The sequence below is a fragment of the Nitrincola salilacus genome, assembly GCF_046271865.1.
GTDB classification, from domain to species: Bacteria; Pseudomonadota; Gammaproteobacteria; order Pseudomonadales; family Balneatricaceae; genus Nitrincola; species Nitrincola salilacus.
Window position 1 is genome coordinate 711,485 of record NZ_CP176580.1, and the last position, 24,779, is coordinate 736,263.

Genomic DNA, 24,779 nt, shown 5'->3' on the forward strand with positions numbered 1-24,779 from the left:
ATGGACGCTATAAATACGTTGTTACAGACGAACATTCTGGTAGCTGAAGACAGTCTGACTCAGGCGGTGAAGCTGGAGGAGCTGCTGCTGGGGCAAGGGTGTGAGGTCCGATTGGCCAGAGATGGTGTGGAAGCGTTGCAGATGCTACAGGAACAGCCACCTGATCTGGTGATCAGTGATGTGGTGATGCCGCGGATGGATGGCTATACCCTGTGCCATCGGATCAAGTCGAATGAAGCGACCCGACATATTCCAGTGTTGCTGGTGACTAACCTGACCGACTCGGCCGATGTACTGAAAGGGCTCAGCAGTGGCGCTGATAACTTTATCACCAAGCCCTATGAAGAGCGCTATCTGCTGTCGCGGCTGCGCTATCTGCTGGCCAACGCAGCCTTACGGGATCAGGAAGGCTTCAATATGGAGCTGCAACTTGAGTTGAATGGCAAACATCATACTATCAATGCAGCTCAGCGACAGATTCTTGGCCTGCTGATATCTACCTATGAGGAGGGTATCCGCCTGAATCAGAAACTCAAGCACAAGCATGAGGCGTTGCAGCGTAGTCATGCGTTGTTGCATGGGTTGCTCGACTTTACTGTACAGCTGGGAGAAACCGAAACTGAGGCGCAGGTGATTCGTAAGGCGATGGAACAGGTGTTGGAGCTGCCCGAAGTTACGGGCGCCTGGTTATTGCATGAGGCTCCCGAAGGCGGCAGGCTGGAAGTGGTGGGCCGTTCTGGTATGGTCCCCGGGGCTGATCAGCTTTCAGAACACTGTGCTGGAGACTGCGATTGCATGCAGTTGTGGCAAGGAGAAACCGAGCAGGCGCAGGAGATAGTAGCCTGTCCGGCACTGACACAGGAATATGGACCAGGACATCACGCCAGCGTTCCGATCCGACTTGGCAGCGACCAGTTGGGGATACTGAATGTGCTGCATGAGCAGGGGCAGCCTTGGCCGGAGGAAGCGCTGATATCTCTGGATACACTGGGGCAGCAGTTGGCACTGGCCTGGGGGCGGGCACGCTTGCTGCAGGGGTTGCAGGCGCAGGTCGAGCATCAGGCCAACTTTGATGCCCTGACCGGGCTGCCCAACCGCAGCTTGTTGCTGGACCGTATACATCAAGCAATCGCTCTTTCATCAAAGCGTGGGCAGGGATTTACGCTTGCGCTGATCGATCTGGATAACTTCAAACTGATCAACGACAGCCTTGGGCATCCGATCGGTGATCAGTTGCTGCTGAAAGTGGCCGATCGCCTGCTGCAAGAGGTTCAGGATACAGACACTGTGGCACGTCTGGGAGGTGATGAGTTTGTTGTCATTCTGGCAGACCGGCAGGGAACGGATGCGGTGGCTGGTCCCTTGCGCAGCTTGCTGGAGCTCCTGGCCGCACCCTATTCATTGCTGGGGGAGGAACGTGTACTCACCGCGAGTATCGGATACTGCTTCTATCCTGAAGATGGTGTGGAGGCGACCCAACTTCTGAAACGAGCCGATACAGCAATGTATCAGGCCAAAGCCGCCGGACGTAATCGATTGAGCGGCTTTACTCACGATATGGATCTCTGGCTGGAGGGGCGGGTGCGGACCGAGCAGGAACTTCGCTATGGAATTGAACATGATGAACTACGGCTCCATTTCCAGCCGCAACTGGATCTTCTCAGTGGACGCTTGATCGGTTATGAGGCACTGGTGCGCTGGCAGCATCAAGGTGAGACGCGGCCACCACTGAGTTTTATTCCGCTGGCAGAGTCCTGTGGGTTGATTGCCAAAATTGACGCCTGGGTACTGCACGAAGCCTGCCGGCAGCTCAAGGTATGGCAGAAGCATGAACTACCGCGGGTACCGGTTTCGGTCAATATCTCGGCAGGTAGGGTAGAAGATGGCAGCATCGTTGAGTTGGTACGTCATGCACTGGTAGCAACAGAGCTGGAGCCGCGTTATCTCAAACTTGAGATAACGGAAAGCGTGTTGATGCGCCGCCCTGAAGATGCCGGACGTAGCATGAAACTCCTGAGGGATATGGGAGTGGAACTGTCGATCGACGATTTCGGTACTGGCTTCAGCTCGTTGACCTACATCAAACGTTTTCCCTTCCAGGAATTGAAGATCGACAAAATGTTCATCGATGGTCTTGTCAGTAATGTTGAGGATGCTGCGCTGGTCCGGGCGATTATCCGTATGGGGCAGACATTGGCAATGACAGTGGTGGCGGAGGGTGTGGAAACGCAGGCTCAGCAGAATATGTTGTCGCGCATGGGTTGTCATGTGATCCAGGGTTTTCATTATGCGAAGCCAATGCCCGCCAGGGAATGTGAAGGCTTCCTTCAAAATCTGGCCAGCGTGTTGAGTTCTGATGGGGGCCGGTCCGCTGATGCCGGACAGCGGACTTTGTTGATAGTGGATGATGAAACCAACCTGTTGAAAGCTCTTAAGCGTGAGTTGCATCATGAGGGCTACCGGATATTGACAGCCAACAGCATTCGCGATGGATTGACTTTACTGGCTCAATATCCGGTGCAAGTGGTGGTGGCCGAACACCATCTGCAGGATTGTAAGGGGCTGGACGGACTCGACTTCCTGCGTCGGGTCAGGCTGATGCATCCCGAAACCGTTTCTATTGTACTCAGCGGATATTCGCAACTGGAGGCGGTGCTGCAAGCCATCAATGAAGGGGCTGTATTCCGTTTTATGACCAAGCCATGGGAGCCTGAGCAATTATGCGGGGTACTGCGGCAGGCGTTCCGTGCACATGACTTACTGTCGGAAAATGCCCGTATGCGTGAGCAGTTGGAAGGGGTCATATGACGTATTACTTGAAACTGCAAATATTTACCTGATGAGGATTTAATGATTGTAACCACAGTATCTCTTCCAGATTTCGCCGTACTTGAATGTAATTCACGAGGGCGCGAGTACTTATGCATCCGCCATCCGCTGGTGAATGCTCGCATCTCGCTGACGGGAGCTCACCTGGTCAGCTGTCGTCCGGCTGGTCAGGCAGACCTGCTCTGGTTCAGTGAGGCTGATGATGAGCTTCCTGATACTGCTCTGCGTGGTGGAATACCCATCTGCTGGCCCTGGTTTGGTAATGACCGTCCCGATGCTCTGGCACATGGTATTGCCAGAACGGCGCGTTGGGAACTGCTCAGTGTTGAGTCATTTCCGGATCATGTCAGGGTAATCATGGGGTTGTCAGAGGAGTTGATCGCGACAGCCCTGCCGGATGAATCCTGGGTCGTGCAGGTAGCATTTGAACTGGGCCAGATGCTGAAGGTGTCTTTGAAAAGTCGCAATGTCGGCACAGCAGTACAGCCGCTGAGCCAAGCGCTGCACACCTATCTTCCAGTGAGGGATATTGATCAGGTTGAGCTGGTAGGACTATCTGGTGTGAAGTTTTTCGACAAGCTGACAAATGAAGAGCGGCAAGAAAGTAATGAAAGACTGAGCATTCGGGGTGAACTGGATCGTATCTATCACGGCTATAATGGCCCGGTTACTCTGACTTGTGCGGGTATGCCTGACCGGACGATTGATCGTGAAGGCTCCTCATCTCTTGTTGTGTGGAATCCAGGGCCGAAAAAGTCATCTGTTCTGAGTCAGTTTCCTGCAGATGGCTACCGCCGCATGATCTGTGTGGAAGCTGCCAATGCGGGTCCTGATCGGCGCCTGCTTGCACCGGGAGAGACACACATATTAACCACAACTATTATGGCTTGAGTGCAAAACAATCGTTAACAGTCAGAGGTAGCACATGAATTCTTCTCAATAAGAAATTGCTCATGGATCTTGGTAGATCCTTCAAGCTGCAGTATTATCAGAGTTTGTTGTGAGGAATGTTCAACCAAGACTTTCCAATCAAGACTTTCCTATCAAGAATTGTATGGATATGGATAATTAATCAAGGATGACACGCATGGACTGCACTATTCGCTACGCCCAACCTCAAGACCTGAATCAGATACGTACGCTGATTACAGAATCTACACGCTCCCTGCAACGCGAGCACTATTCCCTGAATCAGATTAACAACGGTCTGGAGTTGATTCAGGGTATCGATCAATTAGTGATGGCTGGTACTCTGGCCGTCGCCCAGCTTGATGATCTGATTATCGGGTGTGGTGGCTGGACGCAGCAGAATGCCAGTTCGCCCAAAGAAGCAGAGCTTCGAGCGTTTTTCGTCTCTCCAGCCTTTTCCGGTATGGGTGTTGCCTCAACCCTGCTTCGTCACTGTGAAGATGCATGTCGTGCAATCGGTGTTTACCACCTGACGCTGGCATCTACCCTGACAGGAGAGTCGTTTTACCTGCGCAATGGGTTTGAGTCGTTGGGACCCAATACCAAGCTGCTGGCCAGTGGCGAGCTCTTCAAACTGATCATGATGCAGAAAAGTCTTTCTAAACGAGCATATGGCTGAGGGGGTGACGAAAATGGCTCACCTTGCTGTTATCAGTGAGGTGCCATTACGTCCCCTTATACTGATGCATTTAAACATCTGTATGATTAAATATTGATCTATGTGTTTCGTTTATTACTTAAAGTTCAACTTTTTTCTTAATATATCCCTTTGTGTCATATAGAATCCCCTTCATTCAGGAGTATTAAGCTCTCCACCAACTGTCTTTAATATAGGGAAATAATCCGTGAAGGCACTATCTACCGTCTGTATTACCTTTCTCAGCGTTTTTCTGATCAGTGGCTGCGCGACTGAGTCACATCGAGTGATTGACGTTCCCAAAACCGTGAACCAAGCAAGCCAGTACCATGGTCCCAAATCTGCCCTTTCAGTAGGGAAGTTTGATAATCGATCCAGTTTTCGCCGTGGTATCTTTTCAGAAGGTGTTGATCAACTGAGCAGTCAGGCCAAAACGATTCTGATGACTCATCTGCACCAGAGTAATCGCTTTAATGTACTGGATCGTGCAAATTTGTCAGAACTTTCATTTGAGTCAGGCTTGTCAGGACAGGAGCAGACGTTAAAAGGCGCTAACTTTGTTGTTACTGGAGATGTAACTGAGTTTGGTCGCCGATCAGTTGGTGATCAGCAGTTGTTTGGTATTCTAGGACGGGGTAAAGAGCAGATTGCTTATGCCAAAGTGAGTTTGAACGTGATTAATGTCATTACCTCAGAGGTTGTCTACTCGTCTCAGGGGGCTGGAGAGTACTCCTTATCCAGTCGCGAAATCATAGGCACTGGTGGAACAGCCAGCTATGACTCTACCTTGAATGGAAAGGTACTGGACCTCGCTATCCGTGAGGCCGTTATCGGTCTTGTAACGGGTATTGATCAAGGCTTTTGGTCACCAGTGGAGTAAGCCGATATGACTCAAATCACTAAATCTTGCGGGCGGTTTGCTGCTCTTCTATTGCTGCTGTTTCTTGTTGGTTGTGCGGGTAATAGACCGCAAACGCTCTACAGTTGGGGTGAATATCAGACAGTTATTTACAATATGGATACTGAAGACCCAGGCCAGCAGATTGATCAATTGAATGAAAATATTATAAAAGCGAATGCTGAAGACAGGTATGTTCCTCCGGGTATGCATGCGCACCTTGGCATGCTCTACTCACACAGCGGTCAAGATGTGTTGGCGGTTGAACACTTTGAAATCGAAAAAAATCTGTTTCCGGAAGCTACAACCTTCATGGATCTCCTAATCAGCGAGTTAGTCAGGGATGGTAATAATGAGTAAGACAATCGGTGCCATTCTGCTGTTGTCAGCGCTGTTTCTGACAGGGTGCGCAACAACTGAGCCTTATGACTACACTGCATTCAAACAGCATCAGCCTAAGTCTATTCTGGTGTTACCCCCAGTGAATGTGTCACCCGACGTGAAAGCAAGTCAAAGTGTGCTGTCATATGTCAGTTATCCACTGGCTGAATCTGGATACTATGTTCTTCCTGTAGGAGTGGTGTTAGAGACGTTTAAGCAAAACGGTCTAGTGAATCCAGAAGAAATAAGAGAGGTATCGTTGCAGCGGCTCCATGAAATATTTGGTGCTGATGCCGTGCTCTATATTGATGTTTTACAATACGGAACTTCATACATTGTCGTTTCCAGTGATACGCGCGTAACTGCCAGGGCAGAGCTTATTGACCTGAAAACAGGCACTTCTCTGTGGTCAGGGGAGGCGACAGCTTCGTCAACTGAACAGCGCAGCTCTGGTGGCGGTTTAATCGGTATGCTGGTGCAGGCGGTTGTTGAGCAAGTTGCCAATACTCTGACAGAACGTTCGCATCAGATCGCTGGGATTACTACCGGTAGGTTGCTTTGGCCAAACCACCATAACGGAATTTTGGTCGGTCATCGCTCTCCAGCTTATATAGTGGAATAGCGATGGCGAGATAGATTCAGAGCGCTTCTGGTGGGTTACCTGGGTCTGATGTTGATGTTGGTGCTTGCGGGAAGTGAGTTGCTCATGCTATGACTCTTCAGAAATGAATAGGTAGAAACTCAGGGTTAACTCAAGGGCAGGGCCAGCATTATGCATGATTCACTTCTCATTGGTGGTAACTCAACTACTCAGTGTGGACTAAATCCCCGCTATGCCAACCGCCATGGCTTGATTGCCGGAGCAACGGGCACAGGCAAAACAGTTACACTGCAATGTCTGGCTGAGAGTTTCTCCGACCTCGGTGTCCCGGTATTCATGGCCGATGTGAAGGGAGATGTCTCGGGGATCAGTCAGCCCGGCACTCCGCACCCCAAAATTGATGAACGGCTGCAGACAATCGGTATTGAGCATTATCAGCAAGGCGGCTATCCGGTCGCTTTCTGGGATCTGTTTGGGATACAGGGCACGCCGGTAAGAACCAGTATTTCAGACATGGGCCCGCAATTGTTGTCCCGACTGCTGGACTTGAATGAAACTCAGGAAAGTGTACTTACTCTGGTTTTTGAATTTGCTGACAACGAAGGGATGCTGTTGGTCGATCTGCCGGATCTTCGCAGCACGCTGGAATATCTGGGGGAGCATGGTAAGGAGTTGGGCCCTGGCTACGGTGTATCCAAAGCGTCCGTTAATGCAATACTCAGGCGCTTATTGATGCTCGAGCGTGAAGGCGGGCGGAACTTTTTCGGTGAGCCAGCACTACAGTTGAGTGATTTCATGCAAACCAGTCGTGATGGGCGAGGCATGATTAATATCCTGGCTGCTGATACCTTGATACGCAGCCCACGCGTGTACTCCACCTTCCTGCTCTGGCTATTATCAGAACTGTTCGAACAACTGCCGGAGCTGGGTGACCCAGAGCAGCCGGTGTTGGTGTTCTTTTTTGACGAGGCGCACCTGTTGTTCCGTGATGCACCCAAGGCGTTGCTTGAAAAAATCGAGCAGGTGGTGCGTCTGATCCGCTCCAAAGGCGTGGGTGTTTACTTTATCAGTCAGAGTCCGAGTGATATACCTGATACGGTTCTGGCACAGTTGGGAAATCGTATTCAGCATGCGTTGCGTGCCTATACACCGAGAGAGCAGAAAGCCGTCAGAGTGGCAGCACAGTCTTTTCGAGTAAATCCAGACCTGGATACCGTCACGGCCATCACTGAAATGGGAGTGGGGGAGGCGTTAGTATCGACGCTACAGGACAAGGGTATTCCTGCTCCGGTAGAGAGAGTCCTGATCCGGCCGCCTCATTCAAGAATGGGGCCAGCCTCACCCCAGGAGCGAGCAGCCATTCTGGCACAAGACTACAATCAGCGACGTTATCGGGATGCCGTTGATCCATACTCGGCGCATGAAGTTCTAGCTGAGCGAACGGCTGCCAGACAGGCAGAGAAAGACAGGGCTGAACTGGAAAAGCGTGCGAGTTCGAACAGTGGTCGTGCAACTGGCAGTCGGCAGAGCACGACGGATGCTTTTGTCAAAAGCCTGGTGCGTAGTCTTGGTACGGCTGCCGGTAGTAATCTCGGTCGTAAGATCTTTCGCGGCATACTGGGGTCACTGCTCAAGTGAGCAACTGGGTGACTTCAACTGAAATTGAAAGTGCCCATCCCGAACAGTCCAACAACGCCTATCACAATCAGATAGATAGCGACGATGTAGTTGAGCAATCTGGGAACTAGTAGTATCAGTATGCCTGCTATCAGAGAAATAAGGGGGGTCAATGCAACGGTCATGATCTGCTCCTTGATATTGGATTTTGCGTGCTGAGTGAGTATGCGCCCTGAACCTTACAATAGACAATAGACAGTAGACATGGTTCTCTGGTCTGTACAGATATGCAGCCTTTTCGGTTATACCGTGTCGAAATGCTGCTGCAACCAGCTCTTGATCGCGTCGGATTCATATAACCATTCCTCACTGCCATTCTCGTGCTGAATTCGCAAGCAGGGAACTTTTACGCGGCCACCATCTGTTTGCAGGGCATCCCGGTGTTGTGCATTGAGCCGTGCATCCCGAGTTTCGATCGACAATCCAAGACGGGCTATCTCCTTTCTCACTTTGATGCAGAAAGGGCAGGCGCGAAATTGATATAGCGCAAGGCGACTGGTGGCCAGGTCAACCCGAGCCTGCTCATCAGCACTGCGGGTGATGGCAGTCGGTGTGGTCAGTTTTTCGCTGATCAACATGATCGGGGTCAGAATCAGGCGAACAAAGCGGAAGAAATAGCGAATAACAGTTCTCATGATATTATCGTTTGCTCAGATAAAAAGTGGTGTGGCAGTATATCATTTTAAAATGGCAAGCTGGTTACAGTGGTCGCTGAAAAGCTACTGCAGTCATTATCATTCAAGAGAAAGAGCATGTTTAGACGTTCATTGGCTGTTGTAGGTGCTACTGTACTGGGTGCCTGGTTGGCTTTGACTATTGTGTGTGTCTATCTGGTTTTTGTTAAGGAACAGAGCATGGTTTATTATGAAAACGGGCTGCTGGAAAATCTGCAGGCAGTTTTGCTGGTCGTTTCGTGTTTAATTTTCTTCTTGACGGCTCTGATGAATGAACGAAACGACAAGCTGATACTGTTGGCTTGTGCGTTGCTTTGTTATGGCTTCTTTTTGCGCGAAGTTGATGTTGAACGCCTGGACGTGCATGCCTTTCTGGTGCTGATTGGCTCCGGGATGGGGCGAAATCTTATCCTGTTGTTGGCAACTATTCTGATACTGGTGGTTGCTATACGGAATTTTGCCCATTACTGGCAGGAGTCAATGGCATATCTTCGCTCCCCGGTTGCGCTGCTGTTCCTGCTCTCAGCTGTTACTCTGTTTACTGGCGCTTATTTTGAAGATGCAAATGCATTGCCTCATCATGAGTTCTTTGAGGAGGGGCTTGAACTGCTGGCGTATGTATTGATATTACTGGCGTCGCTGGCTGCAAGAAAGCTTGTACGGGAACCTGCGCAGGTGGCTTTACAGACCGCTGAGCAGACAGATCTGTCTCAGAATGATGGTCGGATCTGATATTAATTAGCCAAGGAACTTGTCATGTCGGTTTTTGATGACATTCATGAACGTGCGCTGGCGCGTAAAGGCGGAGCTGCTGCTTTGCGGGCATTGTTGCCTCAGGTTGCAAAACTGCAGACGTTGCGTGAAATCCCGGATGATCGGTATCTGTCAGTACTGACTCAGTATATATTCAAAGCGGGCTTTGTCTGGCGGGTGATTGACAATAAGTGGCCAGGTTTTGAAGCAGCCTTTCAGGGTTTCGTTCCTCTCTACTGGCAGCAGGTATCGCCCGAAGTGCTGGAGGCGCTGTCACGGGATGAACGTATTGTGCGTAATATGCAGAAGATCCGGACCGTTCCCGAAAATGCACGGATGATTGTTGAAGCTTCGCAGCAGCATGAAGGTTTTGGACATTTTCTTGCACAATGGCCTTCGAGTGATCAGGCCGGATTGCTTAAGTGGCTTCAGAAGCATGGCTCAAGATTGGGCGGTGCTACCCCGCAGTATTTTCTGCGCAGCATGGGGTGGGATGGGTTTGTGCTTTCCAGGGACGTCGCCGCGGTACTGAAGCGTGAGCGCTTGATGGATGCTGCACCCTCCAGTCAGAAAGGGCTGAAGCAGGCTCAGGAAGCTTTCAATCGTTGGCACGAAGAGACCGGGCTGCCGTATAGCCATCTTTCCCGGATACTGGCTTGCAGTGTGGATGACTGATGGTAAATGGCCAGCTCCATATCGGAGCCGGCCATAAAGTATCGACCTATTGATTACGTTTTACGGCCGTCGGAGTTTTGTGATGGCCCTGTCTGGCCAGTGCATCAAACATGGCACTGAATGCCGGGCGTTCAACATAACGGCCGGCCCCTTTCTCGGCACGCAGATCACCATCCTTCCACACAAGCTTGCCCTGACTGATCGTATGCGAAGGGATGCCTTTGACTGTGCGCCCCTCAAAGATATTGAAATCGATATTCTGATGATGGGTTTTGGCCGAAATCGTGCGGCTTCCTTCCGGATCCCAGACGACCAGATCGGCATCGGCGCCGACGCTCACAGCGCCTTTACGTGGATAGAGGTTGAAGATCTGTGCCGCATTGGTTGAGGTGACGGCAACAAACTCATTCATTGTCAGTTTGCCAGTGTTGACACCGGCATCCCAGAGAACGGCCATACGATCTTCCACACCGGCAGTACCGTTGGGGATCTTGCTGAAGTCGTCCTTGCCAGCGACTTTCTGATCGGCACAGAAACAGCAATGGTCGGTCGCGGTGGTCTGCAGATTGCCACCCTGAAGACCTTGCCACAAGGCAGCCTGGTGTTCGCTGGAACGAAAGGGCGGGCTCATGACATGGGCGGCGGCAAATTCGAAATCGGGATGGCGGTACACACTGTCGTCAATCACCAGATGGCCGGCAAGACACTCACCGAATACGCGCTGGCCTTCGTTACGTGCGCGGGTGATCGCCTCCAGAGACTCCTTGCAGGACACGTGAACTATATAGATAGGGACATTCATCACCTGCGCGATGCGAATTGCACGGTTTGCTGCTTCACCCTCCACGGCAGGTGGGCGACTCAGGGGGTGGCCTTCGGGGCCTGTGATACCCTGCGCCAGTATCTCCTGCTGCAACTGGAATACCAGCTCACCGTTCTCGGCATGCACAGTGGGGATCGCACCCAGCTCCATGCAGCGACGGAAACTTTTCACCAGTGTTTCATCATCAGCCATGATTGCGTTCTTATAGGCCATGAAGTGCTTGAAGCTGTTCACGCCATGTTCGCGCACCAGCGTGCCCATATCCTCCTTGACCGACTCGTCCCACCAGGTGATGGCAACATGGAAGCCATAGTCGGCTGCTGACTTGCCAGCCCAGTCGCGCCACTGATGATAGGCGTCCATCAGTGGCTGCTGTGGAGAAGGGATAACGAAGTCGATAATACTGGTGTTACCACCGGCCAGCCCCGCAGCAGTGCCAGTGAAGAAGTCGTCACTGGCAACCGTGCCCATAAAGGGAAGTTGCATATGGGTATGAGGATCGATACCACCGGGCATGATGTACTGACCTGTGGCATCGACCACTTCTGCTCCGGCCGGTACGTCGAGGTTTTCGCCTATCGCTGCAATCAAGCCATCCTTGCAATAAACATCGGCAGCGAAGGTCCTGTCTGCGGTCACGACGGTACCGCCACGAATCACGATGGACATAGGTCACTCCTTATAATTGTGTAGCAGAAATCTTGTTCTGTGAGTGGCGCCACTCGCTTTGCTTGTTGTAACGCCACTCCTTTAAGCGGATCAGTTACTCTGAACCACGCTGTCGCCGACCATTACAGTCTGTTTGCTGGCGGCGATGTAATAGACCAGACCACCCAGCAGGGAGCCGGTGAACCAGCCATAATCGTAGAACCAGCTTAATGCGCCGGTGGTGATGGCCACCAGAGTCAGCGCAACCGGAACAGCAAAGGCGATCAGCCCCGCCGAGTTGAAACCGCTGTAAATGCCATGAGTTTTGTAGAGTTCAGGCAGATTAAGGAACTGGCGTTTGATCAGGAAATAATCCACGATCATGATCCCGGCGACTGGCCCCAGCAGACTTGAGTAGCCGAGCAGCCAACCGCTGTACATCGCCTCAACACTGACGTCGGAATGTATGACGCCCAGTTTTTTCAGCAGCTCCCAGCTCATCAGCAGTACACCGATCGCACCGGTCAGCAGCGCGCCACGGGTGTGATTGATCTTTTTCGGTGCAATGTTCTGGAAGTCGTTGGTGGGGGATACAATGTTGGCCGCAGTATTGGTCGACAAGGTGGCGATGATGATCATGATCATCGCGATCACCACCCAGAAGGGACTGTCGATACGTCCGATCAGGTTGACAGGATCAGAGATGGTTTCTCCCACCAGATTGAAAGATGCGGCAGTCAGCACTACACCCAGCGAGGCAAAGAAGAACATGGTCAGCGGCAGACCGATGATCTGTCCCATGATCTGATCTTTCTGAGATTTCGCAAAGCGACTGAAGTCAGGGATATTGAGCGACAGTGTTGCCCAGAAACCGACCATTGCAGTCAGACCACCGAAGAAATAGCCCCAGAAAGATGCTTCAGCAGGACGGTTGGCGGGAGTCAGCAGTAACTCGGTGATCGAGATCTGGGGTGTTGCCCACATCATCAGACCGATACTCACTGCCAGAAGCAGTGGTGCAGAGAGGGTCTCCATGATTTTGATCGACTCTGATCCCTTGATCACGATGTAAAGGTTGATTGCCATGAACAGGAAGAAGCCGATCACTTCACCGCTGCTACCCATGGCGGCCCAGCCTGGGATCAGCGTTGAGAAGAGTATATGAATCGCGATCCCACCGAACATGGTTTGAATCCCGAACCAGCCGCAGGCAACAAGTGCTCTAATCAGACAGGGAACATTGGAGCCGAGTACGCCAAAGGATGAACGCAACAGCACCGGAAACGGGATGCCATATTTGGTGCCTGGATAGGCGTTCAATACCAAAGGAACGAGGACGACGATATTGGCCAGCAGGATGGTGATCAGGGCTTCAGTGACCGAAAGGCCGAAGTAGGCAGTCAGGACGCCACCAAGCGTGTAAGTGGGTACGCAGATTGACATGCCTATCCACAGGGCTGCGATATTCCAGACGGACCAGGTGCGGTCCTTGACCTGAGTGGGAGCAATATCTTCGTTGTAATGAGCGCTGCCACTGACATCTTCGCCAGTATTCAGCTCATAAAATTCACCAACCTTGACGGCTGATGAAGTGCCAGTTGTATTTCCAGTCATAGCACATCCTCTATCGTTATTATTGATGAAACCGGCCAAACGTCGGCAGGTACTCACAAAACGAGAGGATCCCATGCAATTCGCTGGCCAGTGTTCATGTTGTGTTGTTACAACTTCATCTGTGCGGGGCCCTTGCAAGGCAGGCTGACAAACCAGGCGTTGGATTCTGGCAGAGGTTTGTTCAGACTGTCTGGTATTTGTTATTGTTTTTTACCTTTTGGTAAATACTATGCGTGACGAAAAAATGTGCAAGCATTTTTTTCCAAAAGGTAAAAATAAAAGATCAATCTATTGATATAAAAGAATTTATTTTTTCAGGTGGAAAGAGGGTTGTAGGCTGGAACGGAGGGTTGTAACAATTGGACTACGCAGGAGGCTTATTCTGATATGGCAAGAGACAGTGAGATACCTGCCAGTGTAATGATGATCTGTTCCATCAATAACCAGGGATCATCGATGCGCTGTCCTTTGATGGCGCGGTCGGCAAGCATGCACTGTTTCAGTTGCTGTTCGAGCAAGTGAGATGGCAGGCGACGGCAGGCCTGTTGCAAGTGCTTTTTGCGTTTTCCCCAGATGCGCTCGCGCTGGCACAGCGTATCGTAAGGTATGCCGGAAGCCAGGCCGTTGCTGACGGCAAGCAGGGAGCGCAGTTCACGGGTGATGGCCCAGAGGGTTACGGCAGCTTCTGTTCCTTCATGTCGCAGCACATGGAGAATCTTCAGGCAGCGTTCCGGTTGCTGTCCTAAAGCTGCATCAATCAGGGTGAATACATCGTATCGTGAGCTGTCGGAGACGGCCGCGGAGATCTCATCCACACCGATGCTCTGATTGGGGTAGAGTAGTTGAAGTTTGTCCAGCTCCTGTTGGGCTGCCAGCAGATTGCCTTCAATTCGGTCTGCCAGCAAGGCTGTAGCGTCTTGGGAGAGTGTAATGCCGAGCCTGGTAGCACGTCCGGCCAACCAGGATGGGAGTTGCTCCGGTTCGGGAGGCCAGATCTCAACTACCAGCCCCAGAGACTCAATCTCCTTGTACCAGGCAGACTTCTTGCTGGTGCCATCGAGTTTGTCCGCGACTAGCAGAAACGCAGTGTCGGGCGCGGGATTTTTCAGATACATCTGCAGGTGCTGGCTATCGGCCTTGTTCAGCTTGTGCTGCCCCATGCGTACTTCAATCACCTTGCGCTCGGCAAACAGCGACAGTGCATTGGTGTTCTGTAAAACCAGATCCCAGCTGAAGGAGGCATCAACATGATGCACCTCGCGCTCGGTAAAGCCCTGTTCACGGAAAAACGCACGCAGTAGATCGCAGCTTTCACCCGACATCAGCGGCTCATCGCCGGTTACCAGATAGATCGGGGCCAGAGTATGCTTTTGCAATACTCTGGCCAGTTGATCCGGGTTGGTCTTCATGTCGGGCTCAGGGCTTCAGGCTGACGTACTGACGCACGATCTGTTGTGCCAGATCCTGATAGATCTGCTGTCTGAGTACAACCTCCTGAGCTTCGCTGGCGGTGATGTTATCTCCGTCATAGGCATAGACCCGCTCGGTGAAGATGCTGCGCGGCGCAATCAATAACACATCACCCTCTCGTTGCCTGACACTGAAGAACACTTCGCTGCGCAGTTCGTACTCAGCAACCTGTGAACCTGTGGCCCGGCCCCTGAGGGTCACTGAGCGACGGCTGTGACGCTCTTCATGAATCTCGAGAATGATCGGTGCGTTCTCCATAAGGTCAATACCGTTAACCTGCAGTGCGCGCTGAAGCATCGGTCGTATCTCGCTCGGACGATCACTCATGGTCACCAGTGTTGCTTCCTGCAGAGCATCCGGTACAGCGTAGAAACCTCTGGGTTTGAACCCGCAGCCGACCAGCAGCAGGCAGAGCCCCAGCAGCAGTGCCGCTGACCAGAATGAATGATGTCTTGGCATCCGTGTTCTCCGTTAACCTACAACCAGATTGAGCAGTTTGTTTGGCACCACGATCTTTTTGCGAATCGCTTTGCCTTCCATATGTTTTTGCACATTTTCAAGCGCCAGTGCGGAGTGAAGTATCACATCCTCATCGGCATCTGCCGCGACATCGATACGGCCTCGAACCTTGCCGTTGACCTGAACCACGATCTCGACATTGGAGCGAATCAGCGCGCTGCTGTCGACGCTCGGCCAGGCGGTGTTGAGGATCGCGTCGCCATGACCCAGGCTCTGCCAGAGTTCATGGCTGATATGCGGAACAATCGGTGCCAGCAACAGGGTTGAGGCTTCGAGCGCTTCCTGCATCACGGCACGGCCCTGTTCGCTGATATCAACGAAGCGCCCGGTAGCATTGGTCAGCTCCATCACGGCGGCAATGGCGGTGTTGAAGGTCTGGCGACGCTCAACGTCATCGCTGACCTTCTGAATGGTTTCGTGCACCTTGCGGCGCAGCTCGCGCTGCTCTTCATTGAGCTGATCCGGTTTGATCACCGCGGTAGGCAGGCCAAGCACTTGATGATCAAATACCTGTTTCCACAGGCGACGCAGGAAGCGGTGCGCTCCCTCTACTGCTGAATCTGACCATTCCAGTGACTGCTCTGGCGGTGCCGCGAACATCATGAAAAGGCGCACAGTATCGGCGCCGTAACGATCAATCATCACCTGAGGATCGATACCATTGTTCTTGGACTTGGACATCTTGGACATGCCGGAAGACAACACCGGCTCGCCGTCGACCTTGTGGTGCGCGCTGATGATGCGACCCTTGTCGTCGGTTTCGGTTACCACGTCTTGTGGTGATATCCAGGTTTTGCCGCCGTTGGCGTCATCACGATAGTAGGTATCAGCCAGCACCATGCCCTGACAAAGCAGTCGGGTGAAGGGCTCGTCTGAATCGACCAGGCCTTCATCGCGCATCAGTTTGTGGAAAAAACGTGCATAGAGCAGATGCAGAATCGCATGCTCAATACCGCCGATATATTGATCCACCGGCAGCCAGTAACCTGAGTGGGTTGGATCCAGCATAGCATCAGACGTTTCACGGCTGGCGAAGCGGGCAAAGTACCAACTGGACTCCATGAAGGTGTCGAAGGTGTCCGTTTCACGCTCAGCCGGACCGCCGCAAGTCGGGCAGGTGGTCTGAATGAAAGAATCCATCTTCTTGATGGGAGAGCCGACACCGTCAAACTCGACGTCGGTTGGCAGCACAACCGGTAGCTGATCTTCAGGTACTGGAACTGCGCCACAGCTTGGGCAGTTGATCACGGGGATTGGAGCACCCCAGTAACGCTGGCGCGATACACCCCAGTCCCGCAAGCGGTAGTGGATGGTGACTTTGCCGCAGCCTTTCTTTTCCAGCTCCTTGGTGATCGCCTTGAACGCCAGATCGAACTCGAGATCATCGAAGTTGCCGGAGTTAACCAGCACACCCTTGTCTGTGAAGGCTTCTTTGGTCAGATCGATCGGAGTTTTGTTGTCCAGCGGTGCAATCACCTGCTTGATCGGCAGGTCATACTTAGTGGCGAACTCCCAGTCGCGCTGGTCGTGGCCGGGAACGGCCATGACAGCACCGGAGCCATACTCCATCAGGACAAAGTTGGCGGTCCATACCGGGACCAATTCGCCAGTCAGCGGATGAATGGCTTCAATGCCCAGTGGCATGCCGCGCTTTTCCATCACAGCGAGATCGGCTTCGGCGACCTTGATGTTCTTGCATTCGTCAATAAAGACCGCGAGTTCTGCATTATTTTCAGCGGCCTGCAGTGCCAGTGGGTGCTGTGCAGCAACGGCCAGGAAGGTCACGCCCAACAGCGTATCCGGGCGGGTGGTGAAGACCTCCAGACTGCCATCACCTGGTACCTGGAAGGTGACTTCAACACCGTGCGAGCGACCGATCCAGTTGCGCTGCATGGTTTTGACCTGTTCCGGCCAGTGCTCCAGCTTGTCGAGATCGTCGAGCAGTTGGTCAGCATAGTCGGTGATCTTCAGGAACCACTGTGGAATTTTCTTGCGCTCTACCAGGGCACCTGAGCGCCAGCCGCGGCCGTCGATCACCTGCTCGTTGGCCAGAACTGTCTGATCGATCGGGTCCCAGTTCACTTCCGCTTCGCGCTTGTAGACCAGGCCTTTTTTCATCAGCTTGGTAAAGAACCACTGCTCCCAGCGATAATACTCAGGGTGGCAGGTAGCCAGCTCACGTGACCAGTCATATCCGAAGCCCATGCGCTTGAGCTGATTGCGCATGTAGTCGATGTTCTCATAGGTCCACTTGGCTGGCGCGACATTGTTATTGATTGCCGCATTTTCTGCCGGCAGACCAAACGCATCCCAGCCCATGGGTTGCAGAACATTCTTGCCCTTCATGCGCTGATAGCGTGAAACGACATCTCCAATGGTATAGTTTCGGACATGTCCCATGTGTAGTCGGCCACTGGGGTAGGGGAACATGGACAGGCAGTAAAACTTCTCTCTGGAGGTGTCCGTGCTCGCCTTGAAGCTGTCACTGCGTTCCCAGAACTGCTGGGCCTGAGGCTCGATCGACTGGGGCTGGTACTGTTCGTTCATTGTGTCTGGTCAAATCCCGTTAACAACAAGCGCTTTGTCTGCACTCAGGTGAATAAATCAGCTCTGATGGCAGGCGCCTTGCTCAGTTTAATTGGAAAGATTGCGTAATGCGGCATAGCATACAATATATGGCCTCAGGCAAACAGGGTCATGAGCTCACCAGTCAGGTGAAAAAGGAGTCAATATGAGTGAATCGAAGAAACCGCCGGTAGAACATTCAGATCGTGCACCGGAAGCCTATGACAGGATTCTTGATCGGCTGCGGCAGACGCTGGATGAGGCCAGCCTCAGTACCTGGGAGGCATTGCAGGATAAGATCGAGGAGGCGGTTGAGCTCGAGTTGGCGGCTGAGGAGATGACGCGGGATGAGGTTGATCTCCTTACTGCCTATGTTAATCGCGACCTCAAGCATCTGGGTTATTTCGTACATGAGACAGGCGGTGGTATTGCCGGCTTTCTGCGTTTTGATCTGAATGTGCTGGAGCAGACCATTCTTGATCGTCTGGTTGATCTGGCAGACAGAACCCGGGTGGAACATGAGCTGCTGCGCGAGCAGCTGGAGCATGCCGATGGTCAGTTCCTTGCCGGTGAAATTACTGTGCCGGGTACGCTGCGCTGTCTCAATTGCGGGCATGAAAAGCAATTGATGCGGACTAAAAAAATTCAGCCCTGCATTCAATGTGGTGCTTATATTTTCGAACGCCTGTCAGATGCGGGTACGGAGGACGCCAACCCCGAGTAAGAGTAGTGATATCAGCAGAGAGGGCCAGACCCCGAGCTGCTGATACGCAGTTGTTCCCTGCATGGCTGGCACATCGCCGGTGATGACAGTCGCCTGTTGTCTTGGTGCCTGATCAGCGATGCTGCCATCATCACGAATAATGGCCGTGATGCCGTTATTCGTGCCTCGAATCAGCCAGCGGCCGTTCTCGATGGCACGCATGCGAGCTATTTGTAGATGCTGATCCGGGGCAAATGAGTTGCCGAACCAGGCATCGTTGGATACGGTCAGCAGCAGGTCCGAATTGATCGCGGCCTTGCGCACCAGCTCAGGGTAGGCAATTTCATAACAGATGGCACTGGCCAGATGGTGGCCGGCGGCATAAAGTCGCAGCTCGTTATTTTCCGGCAGACTGAAGCTTGACATCGGCAGGTCAAAGAACTCGATTAAGCCCCTTAACTGTTTTTCCAGAGGAACGTACTCGCCGAAGGGGACCAGTCGCTGCTTGTGATAAATTCCAGAGCCATGGCTGAACACGCCCAGGCTGTTGTGATAGATATTACGAGACCGGTCACGTGGGTTCTCGGCAATAAACGGGAAGCCACTGATCAGAGCAATATTCTGTTGTTCCAGCTCTTCAAGGAAGTCATCGATAAACGGTGCTGCTTCATAGTAAAAAGCCGGGATGGCGGTTTCCGGCCAGAGTATCAGTTGGGCATCCGGGTGCTGGCGTGTGAGCTGCATCTGCTTCTGTAGCAGATTTTCCAGCTGTGCTCCTTCCCATTTGATCATTTGCGGAATGTCGGGCTGCACCAGTGCTACTTTCAGTGGAGCCTGGTTCCGCGGCTGAGTCTGTTCAGATGGAAGATAGTAAACCAGTGCGGGCAGTAGAAAAACAGGCAGCAGGGACGGCCAATTGCGGCTTCGAATCGCTTCTGCGAGACCGGTCGAAAGGAATAATGTGAAGAGGGTCAGTGCCCATACTCCGCCCCAGGCCGCCAGGTGGCTGAAAGGCGTGTCGAGCCAGATGTAACCGAGATACAGCCAGGGAAATCCAGTGAAAAGCCAGCTTCTGATCCACTCGAACAGTAGCCACAGGCCGACAAAACCCAGCCAGGATGCACTGCGGCAGAGGCGGCCGAATAGCCAGCCCTGTAAGGCAAAGAGCAGCGCCAGTCCCATGACGAAAGCGGCGGTCATCAACCCTGCCAGTGGCACCGATGCCGCGCCATAGTCATGAATGCTGACGAATACCCATGAAACACCGACCCCGAAAAAGCCGATACCGAACACCCAGCCCGACCAGGCTGTTGCACGGGTAGACTGCCCATGCTGCGCCAGATACAGCAGCGCAGGTCCCAGTAGAGCCAGTGGAATCATATTCAGGGGCGCAAAGGCGAGCGCTGTAACGGCACCGGCCAGCAATGACAGCAGGCTGATATACCACCAGCCATGTTGCACGTGCCTTACTCTGGCTTTCTTGCTGTGCGCGTGGGTGCCCTGACGTCCAGCTGTCGGTGTCATGGCGGCTTTACTCGACTATCGGTGAAACCTGCAGCAGGCGAATACGGCGGTCGTCTGCAGACAGGACGGTAAAGGTTATGCCGTGTAGCGTCACCTTTTCATTTTTTTCCGGCAGACGCCCGAAGCGCTGGGTGACAATGCCGCCGATGGTATCGAACTCGTCGTCAGAAAAGTTTGTATGGAAAAACTCATTGAAGTCATCAATCGGCGTCAGAGCCTTGACGATGAATCCATCATCCTCAAGCGACTTGATGTTGCCCTCATCATCATCCTCGTCATGCTCATCCTCTATCTCGCCGACAATCTGCTCCAGCACATCTTCAATAGTGATCAGGCCTGATACGCCACCATACTCATCCACAACGATCGCCATATGGTTACGTGTACCACGGAACTCTCGCAACAGCACGTTCAGGCGTTTGCTCTCGGGTATGAATACGGCGCTACGCAGGCATTGACTGATCTGAAACTCATCCAGGTTGCCCTGAAGCATATAGGGCAGCAGATCTTTAGCCAGCAGAATGCCGACGACTTCATCAGGGTTCTCGCCTGCCACAGGAAAACGAGAATGCGCCGTTTCGATCAGAATCGGCAGAAATTCACTCGCAGTCTGATTAATCTGCACCAGGGTCATTTGTGAGCGGGGGACCATGGCGTCCCGTACCTTCATGTCCGAAACCTGCAGCGCTCCTTCAATGATCGACATGGCGTCATTGTCCAGTACACCGGCTTCGGCCGCTTCATATAAACCGTTGATCAGATCTTCTTTGGTCGGGGGTTCGTCCGAGAACGCCTGGGCCAGTTTTCCGAGCCAGCCTTTTGGGGTGGCTCCCGATCGGTCTTCGCTCATAGTATCCTCTAAGCGGATTGGTAGGGATCTGGGATATTCAGTCGGGACAGTATGGCGCACTCCAGTGCTTCCATCTCCTCGGCTTCATCGTCATTTATATGATCGAAACCGATAAGATGCAAGACCCCATGAATCACCATGTGTGCCCAATGATGGTGCAGAGGCTTGGATTGCTCCTGAGCCTCCCGGGCGACGACATCGGCACAGATCACGAGATCACCGATCAGGTCGACGGCAATACCCGGTGGCGCATCAAAGGGAAAAGACAGAACATTGGTGGCGCTGTCCTTGCCGCGCCAGGTGCTGTTCAGCTCCCGGCTCTCCTCTTCATTCACCAGGCGAATGCAGACTTCTGCACGTTCACGCTGGCCTTCAAGTGCTGCCTTGACCCAGGTATTGAACTGCTCGGTATCGGGAAGTGACTTGGCTTCAGTGGCGATCTGCAGATCAACGAACAGATTCATTTAGCCAGCTCTCCCTGATGCTTGAGCTTCTGTTTTCTGGCTTCGCGTTGCTCATAGCGTTCATAGGCCAGAACAATGTGCTGTACCAAAGGGTGACGCACGACATCCTGCGCGGTGAAGTGAGTAAAGCCTATCCCTTCCACTCCATCCAATACTTCCATTGCATGGATCAGCCCCGAGCGTGTCCCTTTGGGCAGGTCGATCTGGGTGATGTCGCCGGTGATGACGGCCGTGGAACCAAAGCCGATACGAGTCAGGAACATCTTCATCTGTTCGCTGGTGGTGTTCTGGCTTTCATCGAGGATGACAAAACTGCCATTCAGTGTTCGGCCACGCATATAGGCCAGTGGCGCGACTTCGATGACGTTTTTCTCGATCAGCTTGGCAACCTTCTCAAAGCCGATCATCTCGAACAGGGCGTCATACAGTGGGCGCAGATAAGGATCGACCTTCTGCGCCAGATCGCCGGGAAGGAAGCCCAGTTTTTCACCGGCTTCAACCGCTGGGCGTACCAGCAGAATACGGCTCACCTCTTCACGCTCCAGTGCTTCGACTGCACAGGCGACCGCGAGATAGGTCTTGCCGGTACCGGCTGGGCCGATACCGAAATTGATATCATGACGGCGGATCGAGCGGACATAGCCTTGCTGATTGCCTCCACGCGGCATGATCTGCATCTTGCGGATACGGATTCTGCAGTCGGCAAAATCGGCTGATTCCGGCAGGCGAGGTGTTATGCCGGTGTGTTGAAGACTGAGATGGATGTCATCCGGTGTCAGTTGCTTGCCATTGCAGGCCTCAGTGTACAGACGCTCGATAATTCCCTGGGCTACAATCAGTGCTGTGTGTTCGCCCAGCAGTTGGAACTGGTTGCCGCGGTTACGGATCTCGATATCCAGACGCTGTTCGATCAGGCGCAGGTGTTCATCCAACTGGCCGCATAGATTGGCCAGACTGGCCGGATGATCCGGCTCCAGTATCAGGTTGGTTGATTCTTTCTTTGACTCGTCGTTTGACAAAATGCGGTCCTGAATCTGTTAGTGAAGCTGGTCCAGCTCTGAGCTGACTAGCTCGCCGACCAGTGAATTTGCATAGGCCTGGACAATACGTACATCGGCAAAGTGGCCGATCAGGTCCGGATTATCGCAGCGGAAGTTGACAACTCGGTTGTTCTCGGTGCGTCCGGAGAGTTGTCCCGGATCTTTCTTCGAATAACCATTGACCAGAATGCGCTGCACGCTGTCGACCATGCGACGGCTGATCTGCATCGCCTGCTGGGTGATACGGTCCTGCAGAATCTTCAGGCGCTGTTTTTTCAGCTCATCCGCAACATTGTCGGGCAGATCCGCAGCCGGAGTGCCGGGGCGGCGGCTGTAAACAAAACTGAAAGAAGAGTCAAAACCTATCTCATGGATCAGGTTCATGGTGGCCTCAAAATCCGCTTCCGTTTCACCGGGGAAGCCGATAATGAAGTCGGAAGAGAAGCTGATCTCCGGGCGCAGTTTGCGGATGCGGCGCAGTTTGGATTTGTATTCGAGGACCGTATGGCCGCGTTTCATCGCCATCAGAATACGGTCGGAACCACTCTGAACAGGGAGGTGAAGATGGCTGACCAGCTCTGGCACTTCATCATAGACATTGATCAGACTTTCGCTGAACTCAACGGGATGTGAGGTGGTGAAGCGGATGCGATCAATACCGTCTATTCTGGCTACATAACGGATCAGCTCAGCCAGATCGGCGCTGTCACCATCGCTGGTATCGCCGCGATAGGCATTCACGTTCTGGCCCAACAGGTTGACCTCACGCACGCCTTGCTCTGCCAGTTCACGACACTCATTGAGTACGTCCTGCAGTGGGCGGCTGACCTCTTCGCCACGAGTATAAGGCACGACACAGAAAGTGCAGTATTTGCTGCAGCCTTCCATGATCGAGACAAAGGCTTCGGCGCCCTCTACCCGTGGTGCTGGCAGGTGATCAAATTTTTCGATCTCGGGGAAACTGACATCGACGATGCCAACCACACCCTTGCGTGATTCATTGATCATCTCGGGCAGGCGATGCAGTGTCTGCGGTCCGAAAATCATATCAACATAGGGCGCACGGTCGCGGATCGCCGAACCTTCCTGGCTGGCAACACAGCCGCCGACGCCGATCACCAGATCAGGACGCTTCTCTTTCAGCTTGCGCCAGCGGCCGAGCTGATGGAACACCTTGTCCTGAGCCTTTTCACGAATCGAACAGGTATTCAGCAGCAGAACGTCCGCTTCATCAGGGTTGTCGGTCAGTTCCAGCTCGTGGCTCTCGTTCAGAAGATCGGCCATACGAGAGGAATCATACTCGTTCATCTGACAACCATGTGTCTTGATAAACAGCTTTTTCGCCATGAATCACCTGTGTTGCATTGGGTAGTTTTTTACAAGGGGACAAATTATACCGGAGCTGGGCTACTCAGGCTATCAATTGGCTATTAATTGGATGCTAATTGATCAGGGATGTTTTGTGCTGCTCAGTATACTGGTAGCACTTAAGGGATTGTAAAAGGCAGATTAGCCCCCATATTGGCGTAAAGGCTTTCTACATGGAGATGAAACACTCAAATGGCTGCAGATGATCGTATTTACCGGGTAACCTTTGTCAATCAGGACAAGGTATATGAGCTTTATGTCCGCCATGTCTATCAAAGTGAAGTGTGGGGATTCATTGAGCTGGAAGGGTTTGTCTTTGGTTCGCGCACTGAGTTGCTGGTTGATCCGGGTGAGGAGAAGCTGAAGCAGCAGTTTGCCGAAGTAAAGCGTTCTTTCGTGCCGGTTCAGGCGGTTATTCGTATCGATGAGGTACAGCAGGAGGGGGTGGCCAAGATCATGGATGTGAAGGGCAGTGTGACGCAGTTTCCGGTGATGCCACCCAAGCGCGAAAAGTGATCTGAGGAGGCCCGGCTCACAGAAGCCGGGCCTGACTTCTGATCAGATGCAGTTGTTCTGTGTTTCGCTGCTGGGCAGAACGGCGATCTGGTCGGCATGATAAAACTCAACCAGACCATTGATGTAGATCACCTCGGCCCCTTCGATTTCGAAGCAGGTCAGATCGAGGTTTTGCCACAGTTGCTCCCAGTGACGACTACCGCTGCTCTGGCCTGGAGTGAAAGGGCCGGCTATACGTAGCCAGGTGTTGGGATCACCGGATTTCTTCGAGTGAACAACGCGGCCCTGTGAGTCATAGGCCGTTGTTTTGAACATCACATACTCGAGGATACCATCTGTCGCATTGACAAAGTCTATGAAAGCACCTGCATCGCCACGACCTGTAGGCTGTTCTGGATACATCTGACTGATCAGCAGGGCTGGCTTGATTTCGGGTACAACTGGCGGTGGCGGTGGTGGAACTACAACAACTTCAGGTTCCTCTTTCTTCAAGAAACTGCAAGCGCTGAGCAGTAGTGTGGCGGTCATCACTACGCATCCGCGTATCAGTGTCTTTTTCATTACATTGCATGTAATCGCTC

24 protein-coding genes are annotated in these 24,779 nt (G+C 52.7%); 11 read left to right on the forward strand and 13 right to left on the reverse strand.

What is annotated here, in order from left to right; all coding sequences use genetic code 11:
• The 7 genes from ACK3CJ_RS03250 to ACK3CJ_RS03280 all read left to right on the forward strand — a co-directional run bounded on the left by ACK3CJ_RS03250 (position 1) and on the right by ACK3CJ_RS03280 (position 7,953).
• Complete coding sequence (locus ACK3CJ_RS03250) at positions 1-2,808, forward strand: EAL domain-containing protein (protein ID WP_409524980.1); 2,808 nt, start codon at positions 1-3, stop codon at positions 2,806-2,808.
• A gap of 42 nt (positions 2,809-2,850) precedes the next feature.
• Positions 2,851-3,720: a D-hexose-6-phosphate mutarotase gene (locus ACK3CJ_RS03255; protein WP_409524981.1), complete on the forward strand. Its 870-nt coding sequence runs from the start codon at positions 2,851-2,853 to the stop codon at positions 3,718-3,720.
• A 196-nt stretch (positions 3,721-3,916) separates the two neighbouring features.
• Entirely contained in the window at positions 3,917-4,417 is a 501-nt protein-coding gene (locus ACK3CJ_RS03260) for a GNAT family N-acetyltransferase (RefSeq protein ID WP_409524982.1), read from the forward strand.
• Positions 4,418-4,643: 226 nt separating this feature from the next.
• Positions 4,644-5,315, forward strand: coding sequence for a CsgG/HfaB family protein (locus ACK3CJ_RS03265; protein ID WP_409524983.1), 672 nt, complete (start codon positions 4,644-4,646; stop codon positions 5,313-5,315).
• Between the two features lie 6 nt (positions 5,316-5,321).
• Positions 5,322-5,693: a DUF4810 domain-containing protein gene (locus ACK3CJ_RS03270; protein WP_409524984.1), complete on the forward strand. Its 372-nt coding sequence runs from the start codon at positions 5,322-5,324 to the stop codon at positions 5,691-5,693.
• Positions 5,686-6,336, forward strand: a complete 651-nt coding sequence (locus ACK3CJ_RS03275; RefSeq protein ID WP_409524985.1) for a DUF799 domain-containing protein — start codon at positions 5,686-5,688, stop codon at positions 6,334-6,336. Before ACK3CJ_RS03270 ends, ACK3CJ_RS03275 begins: the two co-directional genes overlap by 8 nt.
• Before the next feature lie 150 nt (positions 6,337-6,486).
• Positions 6,487-7,953: a helicase HerA-like domain-containing protein gene (locus ACK3CJ_RS03280; protein ID WP_409524987.1), complete on the forward strand. Its 1,467-nt coding sequence runs from the start codon at positions 6,487-6,489 to the stop codon at positions 7,951-7,953.
• Between the two features lie 14 nt (positions 7,954-7,967).
• On the opposite strand, the gene ACK3CJ_RS03285 is transcribed toward ACK3CJ_RS03280, so the two are convergent.
• Positions 7,968-8,117 carry a DUF3096 domain-containing protein gene (locus tag ACK3CJ_RS03285; protein ID WP_409524988.1) on the reverse strand — a complete coding sequence of 50 codons (150 nt, stop codon included), beginning with the start codon at positions 8,115-8,117 and terminating at the stop codon, positions 7,968-7,970.
• Positions 8,118-8,234: 117 nt separating this feature from the next.
• Positions 8,235-8,627: a glutaredoxin family protein gene (locus ACK3CJ_RS03290; protein ID WP_409524989.1), complete on the reverse strand. Its 393-nt coding sequence runs from the start codon at positions 8,625-8,627 to the stop codon at positions 8,235-8,237.
• Positions 8,628-8,744: 117 nt separating this feature from the next.
• Here ACK3CJ_RS03290 and ACK3CJ_RS03295 point away from each other — a divergent pair, with 117 nt between their 5' ends.
• The gene (locus tag ACK3CJ_RS03295) at positions 8,745-9,398 is read left to right on the forward strand and encodes a hypothetical protein (RefSeq protein ID WP_409524990.1); all 654 of its coding nucleotides are present in this window, start codon (positions 8,745-8,747) and stop codon (positions 9,396-9,398) included.
• Between the two features lie 24 nt (positions 9,399-9,422).
• Positions 9,423-10,094: a DNA-3-methyladenine glycosylase I gene (locus tag ACK3CJ_RS03300; RefSeq protein WP_409524991.1), complete on the forward strand. Its 672-nt coding sequence runs from the start codon at positions 9,423-9,425 to the stop codon at positions 10,092-10,094.
• A 46-nt stretch (positions 10,095-10,140) separates the two neighbouring features.
• On the opposite strand, the gene hydA is transcribed toward ACK3CJ_RS03300, so the two are convergent.
• From hydA to leuS, 5 genes are all read right to left on the reverse strand, one after another.
• Entirely contained in the window at positions 10,141-11,586 is a 1,446-nt protein-coding gene (gene hydA / locus ACK3CJ_RS03305; protein WP_409524992.1) for a dihydropyrimidinase, read from the reverse strand.
• 90 nt (positions 11,587-11,676) lie between these two features.
• Complete coding sequence (locus ACK3CJ_RS03310; RefSeq protein WP_409524993.1) at positions 11,677-13,179, reverse strand: NCS1 family nucleobase:cation symporter-1; 1,503 nt, start codon at positions 13,177-13,179, stop codon at positions 11,677-11,679.
• Between the two features lie 377 nt (positions 13,180-13,556).
• Positions 13,557-14,588, reverse strand: coding sequence for a DNA polymerase III subunit delta (holA, locus tag ACK3CJ_RS03315; protein WP_409524994.1), 1,032 nt, complete (start codon positions 14,586-14,588; stop codon positions 13,557-13,559).
• Positions 14,589-14,595: 7 nt separating this feature from the next.
• On the reverse strand, positions 14,596-15,108 hold the full coding sequence (gene lptE / locus ACK3CJ_RS03320) for an LPS assembly lipoprotein LptE (protein WP_409524995.1): 513 nt from the start codon (positions 15,106-15,108) through the stop codon (positions 14,596-14,598).
• A 12-nt stretch (positions 15,109-15,120) separates the two neighbouring features.
• On the reverse strand, positions 15,121-17,715 hold the full coding sequence (gene leuS, locus ACK3CJ_RS03325; protein ID WP_409524996.1) for a leucine--tRNA ligase: 2,595 nt from the start codon (positions 17,713-17,715) through the stop codon (positions 15,121-15,123).
• Between the two features lie 184 nt (positions 17,716-17,899).
• Between leuS and ACK3CJ_RS03330 the strand changes: the two genes are divergently transcribed.
• Positions 17,900-18,457: a zinc ribbon-containing protein gene (locus ACK3CJ_RS03330; protein WP_409524997.1), complete on the forward strand. Its 558-nt coding sequence runs from the start codon at positions 17,900-17,902 to the stop codon at positions 18,455-18,457.
• Here ACK3CJ_RS03330 and lnt read toward each other — a convergent pair.
• The 5 genes from lnt to miaB are packed head-to-tail and all read right to left on the reverse strand — an operon-like array spanning position 18,422 to position 23,661.
• A complete protein-coding gene (lnt, locus tag ACK3CJ_RS03335) occupies positions 18,422-19,960 on the reverse strand; it encodes an apolipoprotein N-acyltransferase (protein WP_409524998.1) in 1,539 nt (512 codons plus the stop codon). The two genes, ACK3CJ_RS03330 and lnt, sit on opposite strands and share 36 nt — an antisense overlap.
• A gap of 7 nt (positions 19,961-19,967) precedes the next feature.
• Positions 19,968-20,810: an HlyC/CorC family transporter gene (locus ACK3CJ_RS03340; protein WP_409524999.1), complete on the reverse strand. Its 843-nt coding sequence runs from the start codon at positions 20,808-20,810 to the stop codon at positions 19,968-19,970.
• 8 nt (positions 20,811-20,818) lie between these two features.
• Entirely contained in the window at positions 20,819-21,274 is a 456-nt protein-coding gene (gene ybeY, locus ACK3CJ_RS03345) for an rRNA maturation RNase YbeY (RefSeq protein WP_409525000.1), read from the reverse strand.
• The gene (locus tag ACK3CJ_RS03350) at positions 21,271-22,293 is read right to left on the reverse strand and encodes a PhoH family protein (protein ID WP_409525001.1); all 1,023 of its coding nucleotides are present in this window, start codon (positions 22,291-22,293) and stop codon (positions 21,271-21,273) included. Before ACK3CJ_RS03350 ends, ybeY begins: the two co-directional genes overlap by 4 nt.
• Before the next feature lie 18 nt (positions 22,294-22,311).
• Entirely contained in the window at positions 22,312-23,661 is a 1,350-nt protein-coding gene (gene miaB / locus ACK3CJ_RS03355) for a tRNA (N6-isopentenyl adenosine(37)-C2)-methylthiotransferase MiaB (RefSeq protein ID WP_409525002.1), read from the reverse strand.
• A gap of 213 nt (positions 23,662-23,874) precedes the next feature.
• Here miaB and ACK3CJ_RS03360 point away from each other — a divergent pair, with 213 nt between their 5' ends.
• Positions 23,875-24,198 (forward strand): DUF1820 family protein, encoded by a 324-nt coding sequence (locus ACK3CJ_RS03360; RefSeq protein ID WP_409525003.1) that lies wholly within the window; start codon positions 23,875-23,877, stop codon positions 24,196-24,198.
• A 42-nt stretch (positions 24,199-24,240) separates the two neighbouring features.
• On the opposite strand, the gene ACK3CJ_RS03365 is transcribed toward ACK3CJ_RS03360, so the two are convergent.
• Positions 24,241-24,759: a hypothetical protein gene (locus tag ACK3CJ_RS03365; RefSeq protein WP_409525004.1), complete on the reverse strand. Its 519-nt coding sequence runs from the start codon at positions 24,757-24,759 to the stop codon at positions 24,241-24,243.
• Positions 24,760-24,779: the final 20 nt, after the last annotated feature.

Bases quoted from the DNA above. Each gene is read 5' to 3' on its own strand.
- ACK3CJ_RS03250 (WP_409524980.1), top strand. From the start codon at position 1: ATGGACGCTATAAATACGTTGTTACAGACGAACATTCTGGTAGCTGAA.
- ACK3CJ_RS03255 (WP_409524981.1), top strand. From the start codon at position 2,851: ATGATTGTAACCACAGTATCTCTTCCAGATTTCGCCGTACTTGAATGT.
- ACK3CJ_RS03260 (WP_409524982.1), top strand. From the start codon at position 3,917: ATGGACTGCACTATTCGCTACGCCCAACCTCAAGACCTGAATCAGATA.
- ACK3CJ_RS03270 (WP_409524984.1), top strand. From the start codon at position 5,322: ATGACTCAAATCACTAAATCTTGCGGGCGGTTTGCTGCTCTTCTATTG.
- ACK3CJ_RS03275 (WP_409524985.1), top strand. From the start codon at position 5,686: ATGAGTAAGACAATCGGTGCCATTCTGCTGTTGTCAGCGCTGTTTCTG.
- ACK3CJ_RS03280 (WP_409524987.1), top strand. From the start codon at position 6,487: ATGCATGATTCACTTCTCATTGGTGGTAACTCAACTACTCAGTGTGGA.
- ACK3CJ_RS03285 (WP_409524988.1), bottom strand. From the start codon at position 8,117: ATGACCGTTGCATTGACCCCCCTTATTTCTCTGATAGCAGGCATACTG.
- ACK3CJ_RS03290 (WP_409524989.1), bottom strand. From the start codon at position 8,627: ATGAGAACTGTTATTCGCTATTTCTTCCGCTTTGTTCGCCTGATTCTG.
- ACK3CJ_RS03295 (WP_409524990.1), top strand. From the start codon at position 8,745: ATGTTTAGACGTTCATTGGCTGTTGTAGGTGCTACTGTACTGGGTGCC.
- ACK3CJ_RS03300 (WP_409524991.1), top strand. From the start codon at position 9,423: ATGTCGGTTTTTGATGACATTCATGAACGTGCGCTGGCGCGTAAAGGC.
- hydA (WP_409524992.1), bottom strand. From the start codon at position 11,586: ATGTCCATCGTGATTCGTGGCGGTACCGTCGTGACCGCAGACAGGACC.
- ACK3CJ_RS03310 (WP_409524993.1), bottom strand. From the start codon at position 13,179: ATGACTGGAAATACAACTGGCACTTCATCAGCCGTCAAGGTTGGTGAA.
- holA (WP_409524994.1), bottom strand. From the start codon at position 14,588: ATGAAGACCAACCCGGATCAACTGGCCAGAGTATTGCAAAAGCATACT.
- lptE (WP_409524995.1), bottom strand. From the start codon at position 15,108: ATGCCAAGACATCATTCATTCTGGTCAGCGGCACTGCTGCTGGGGCTC.
- leuS (WP_409524996.1), bottom strand. From the start codon at position 17,715: ATGAACGAACAGTACCAGCCCCAGTCGATCGAGCCTCAGGCCCAGCAG.
- ACK3CJ_RS03330 (WP_409524997.1), top strand. From the start codon at position 17,900: ATGAGTGAATCGAAGAAACCGCCGGTAGAACATTCAGATCGTGCACCG.
- lnt (WP_409524998.1), bottom strand. From the start codon at position 19,960: ATGACACCGACAGCTGGACGTCAGGGCACCCACGCGCACAGCAAGAAA.
- ACK3CJ_RS03340 (WP_409524999.1), bottom strand. From the start codon at position 20,810: ATGAGCGAAGACCGATCGGGAGCCACCCCAAAAGGCTGGCTCGGAAAA.
- ybeY (WP_409525000.1), bottom strand. From the start codon at position 21,274: ATGAATCTGTTCGTTGATCTGCAGATCGCCACTGAAGCCAAGTCACTT.
- miaB (WP_409525002.1), bottom strand. From the start codon at position 23,661: ATGGCGAAAAAGCTGTTTATCAAGACACATGGTTGTCAGATGAACGAG.
- ACK3CJ_RS03360 (WP_409525003.1), top strand. From the start codon at position 23,875: ATGGCTGCAGATGATCGTATTTACCGGGTAACCTTTGTCAATCAGGAC.
- ACK3CJ_RS03365 (WP_409525004.1), bottom strand. From the start codon at position 24,759: ATGAAAAAGACACTGATACGCGGATGCGTAGTGATGACCGCCACACTA.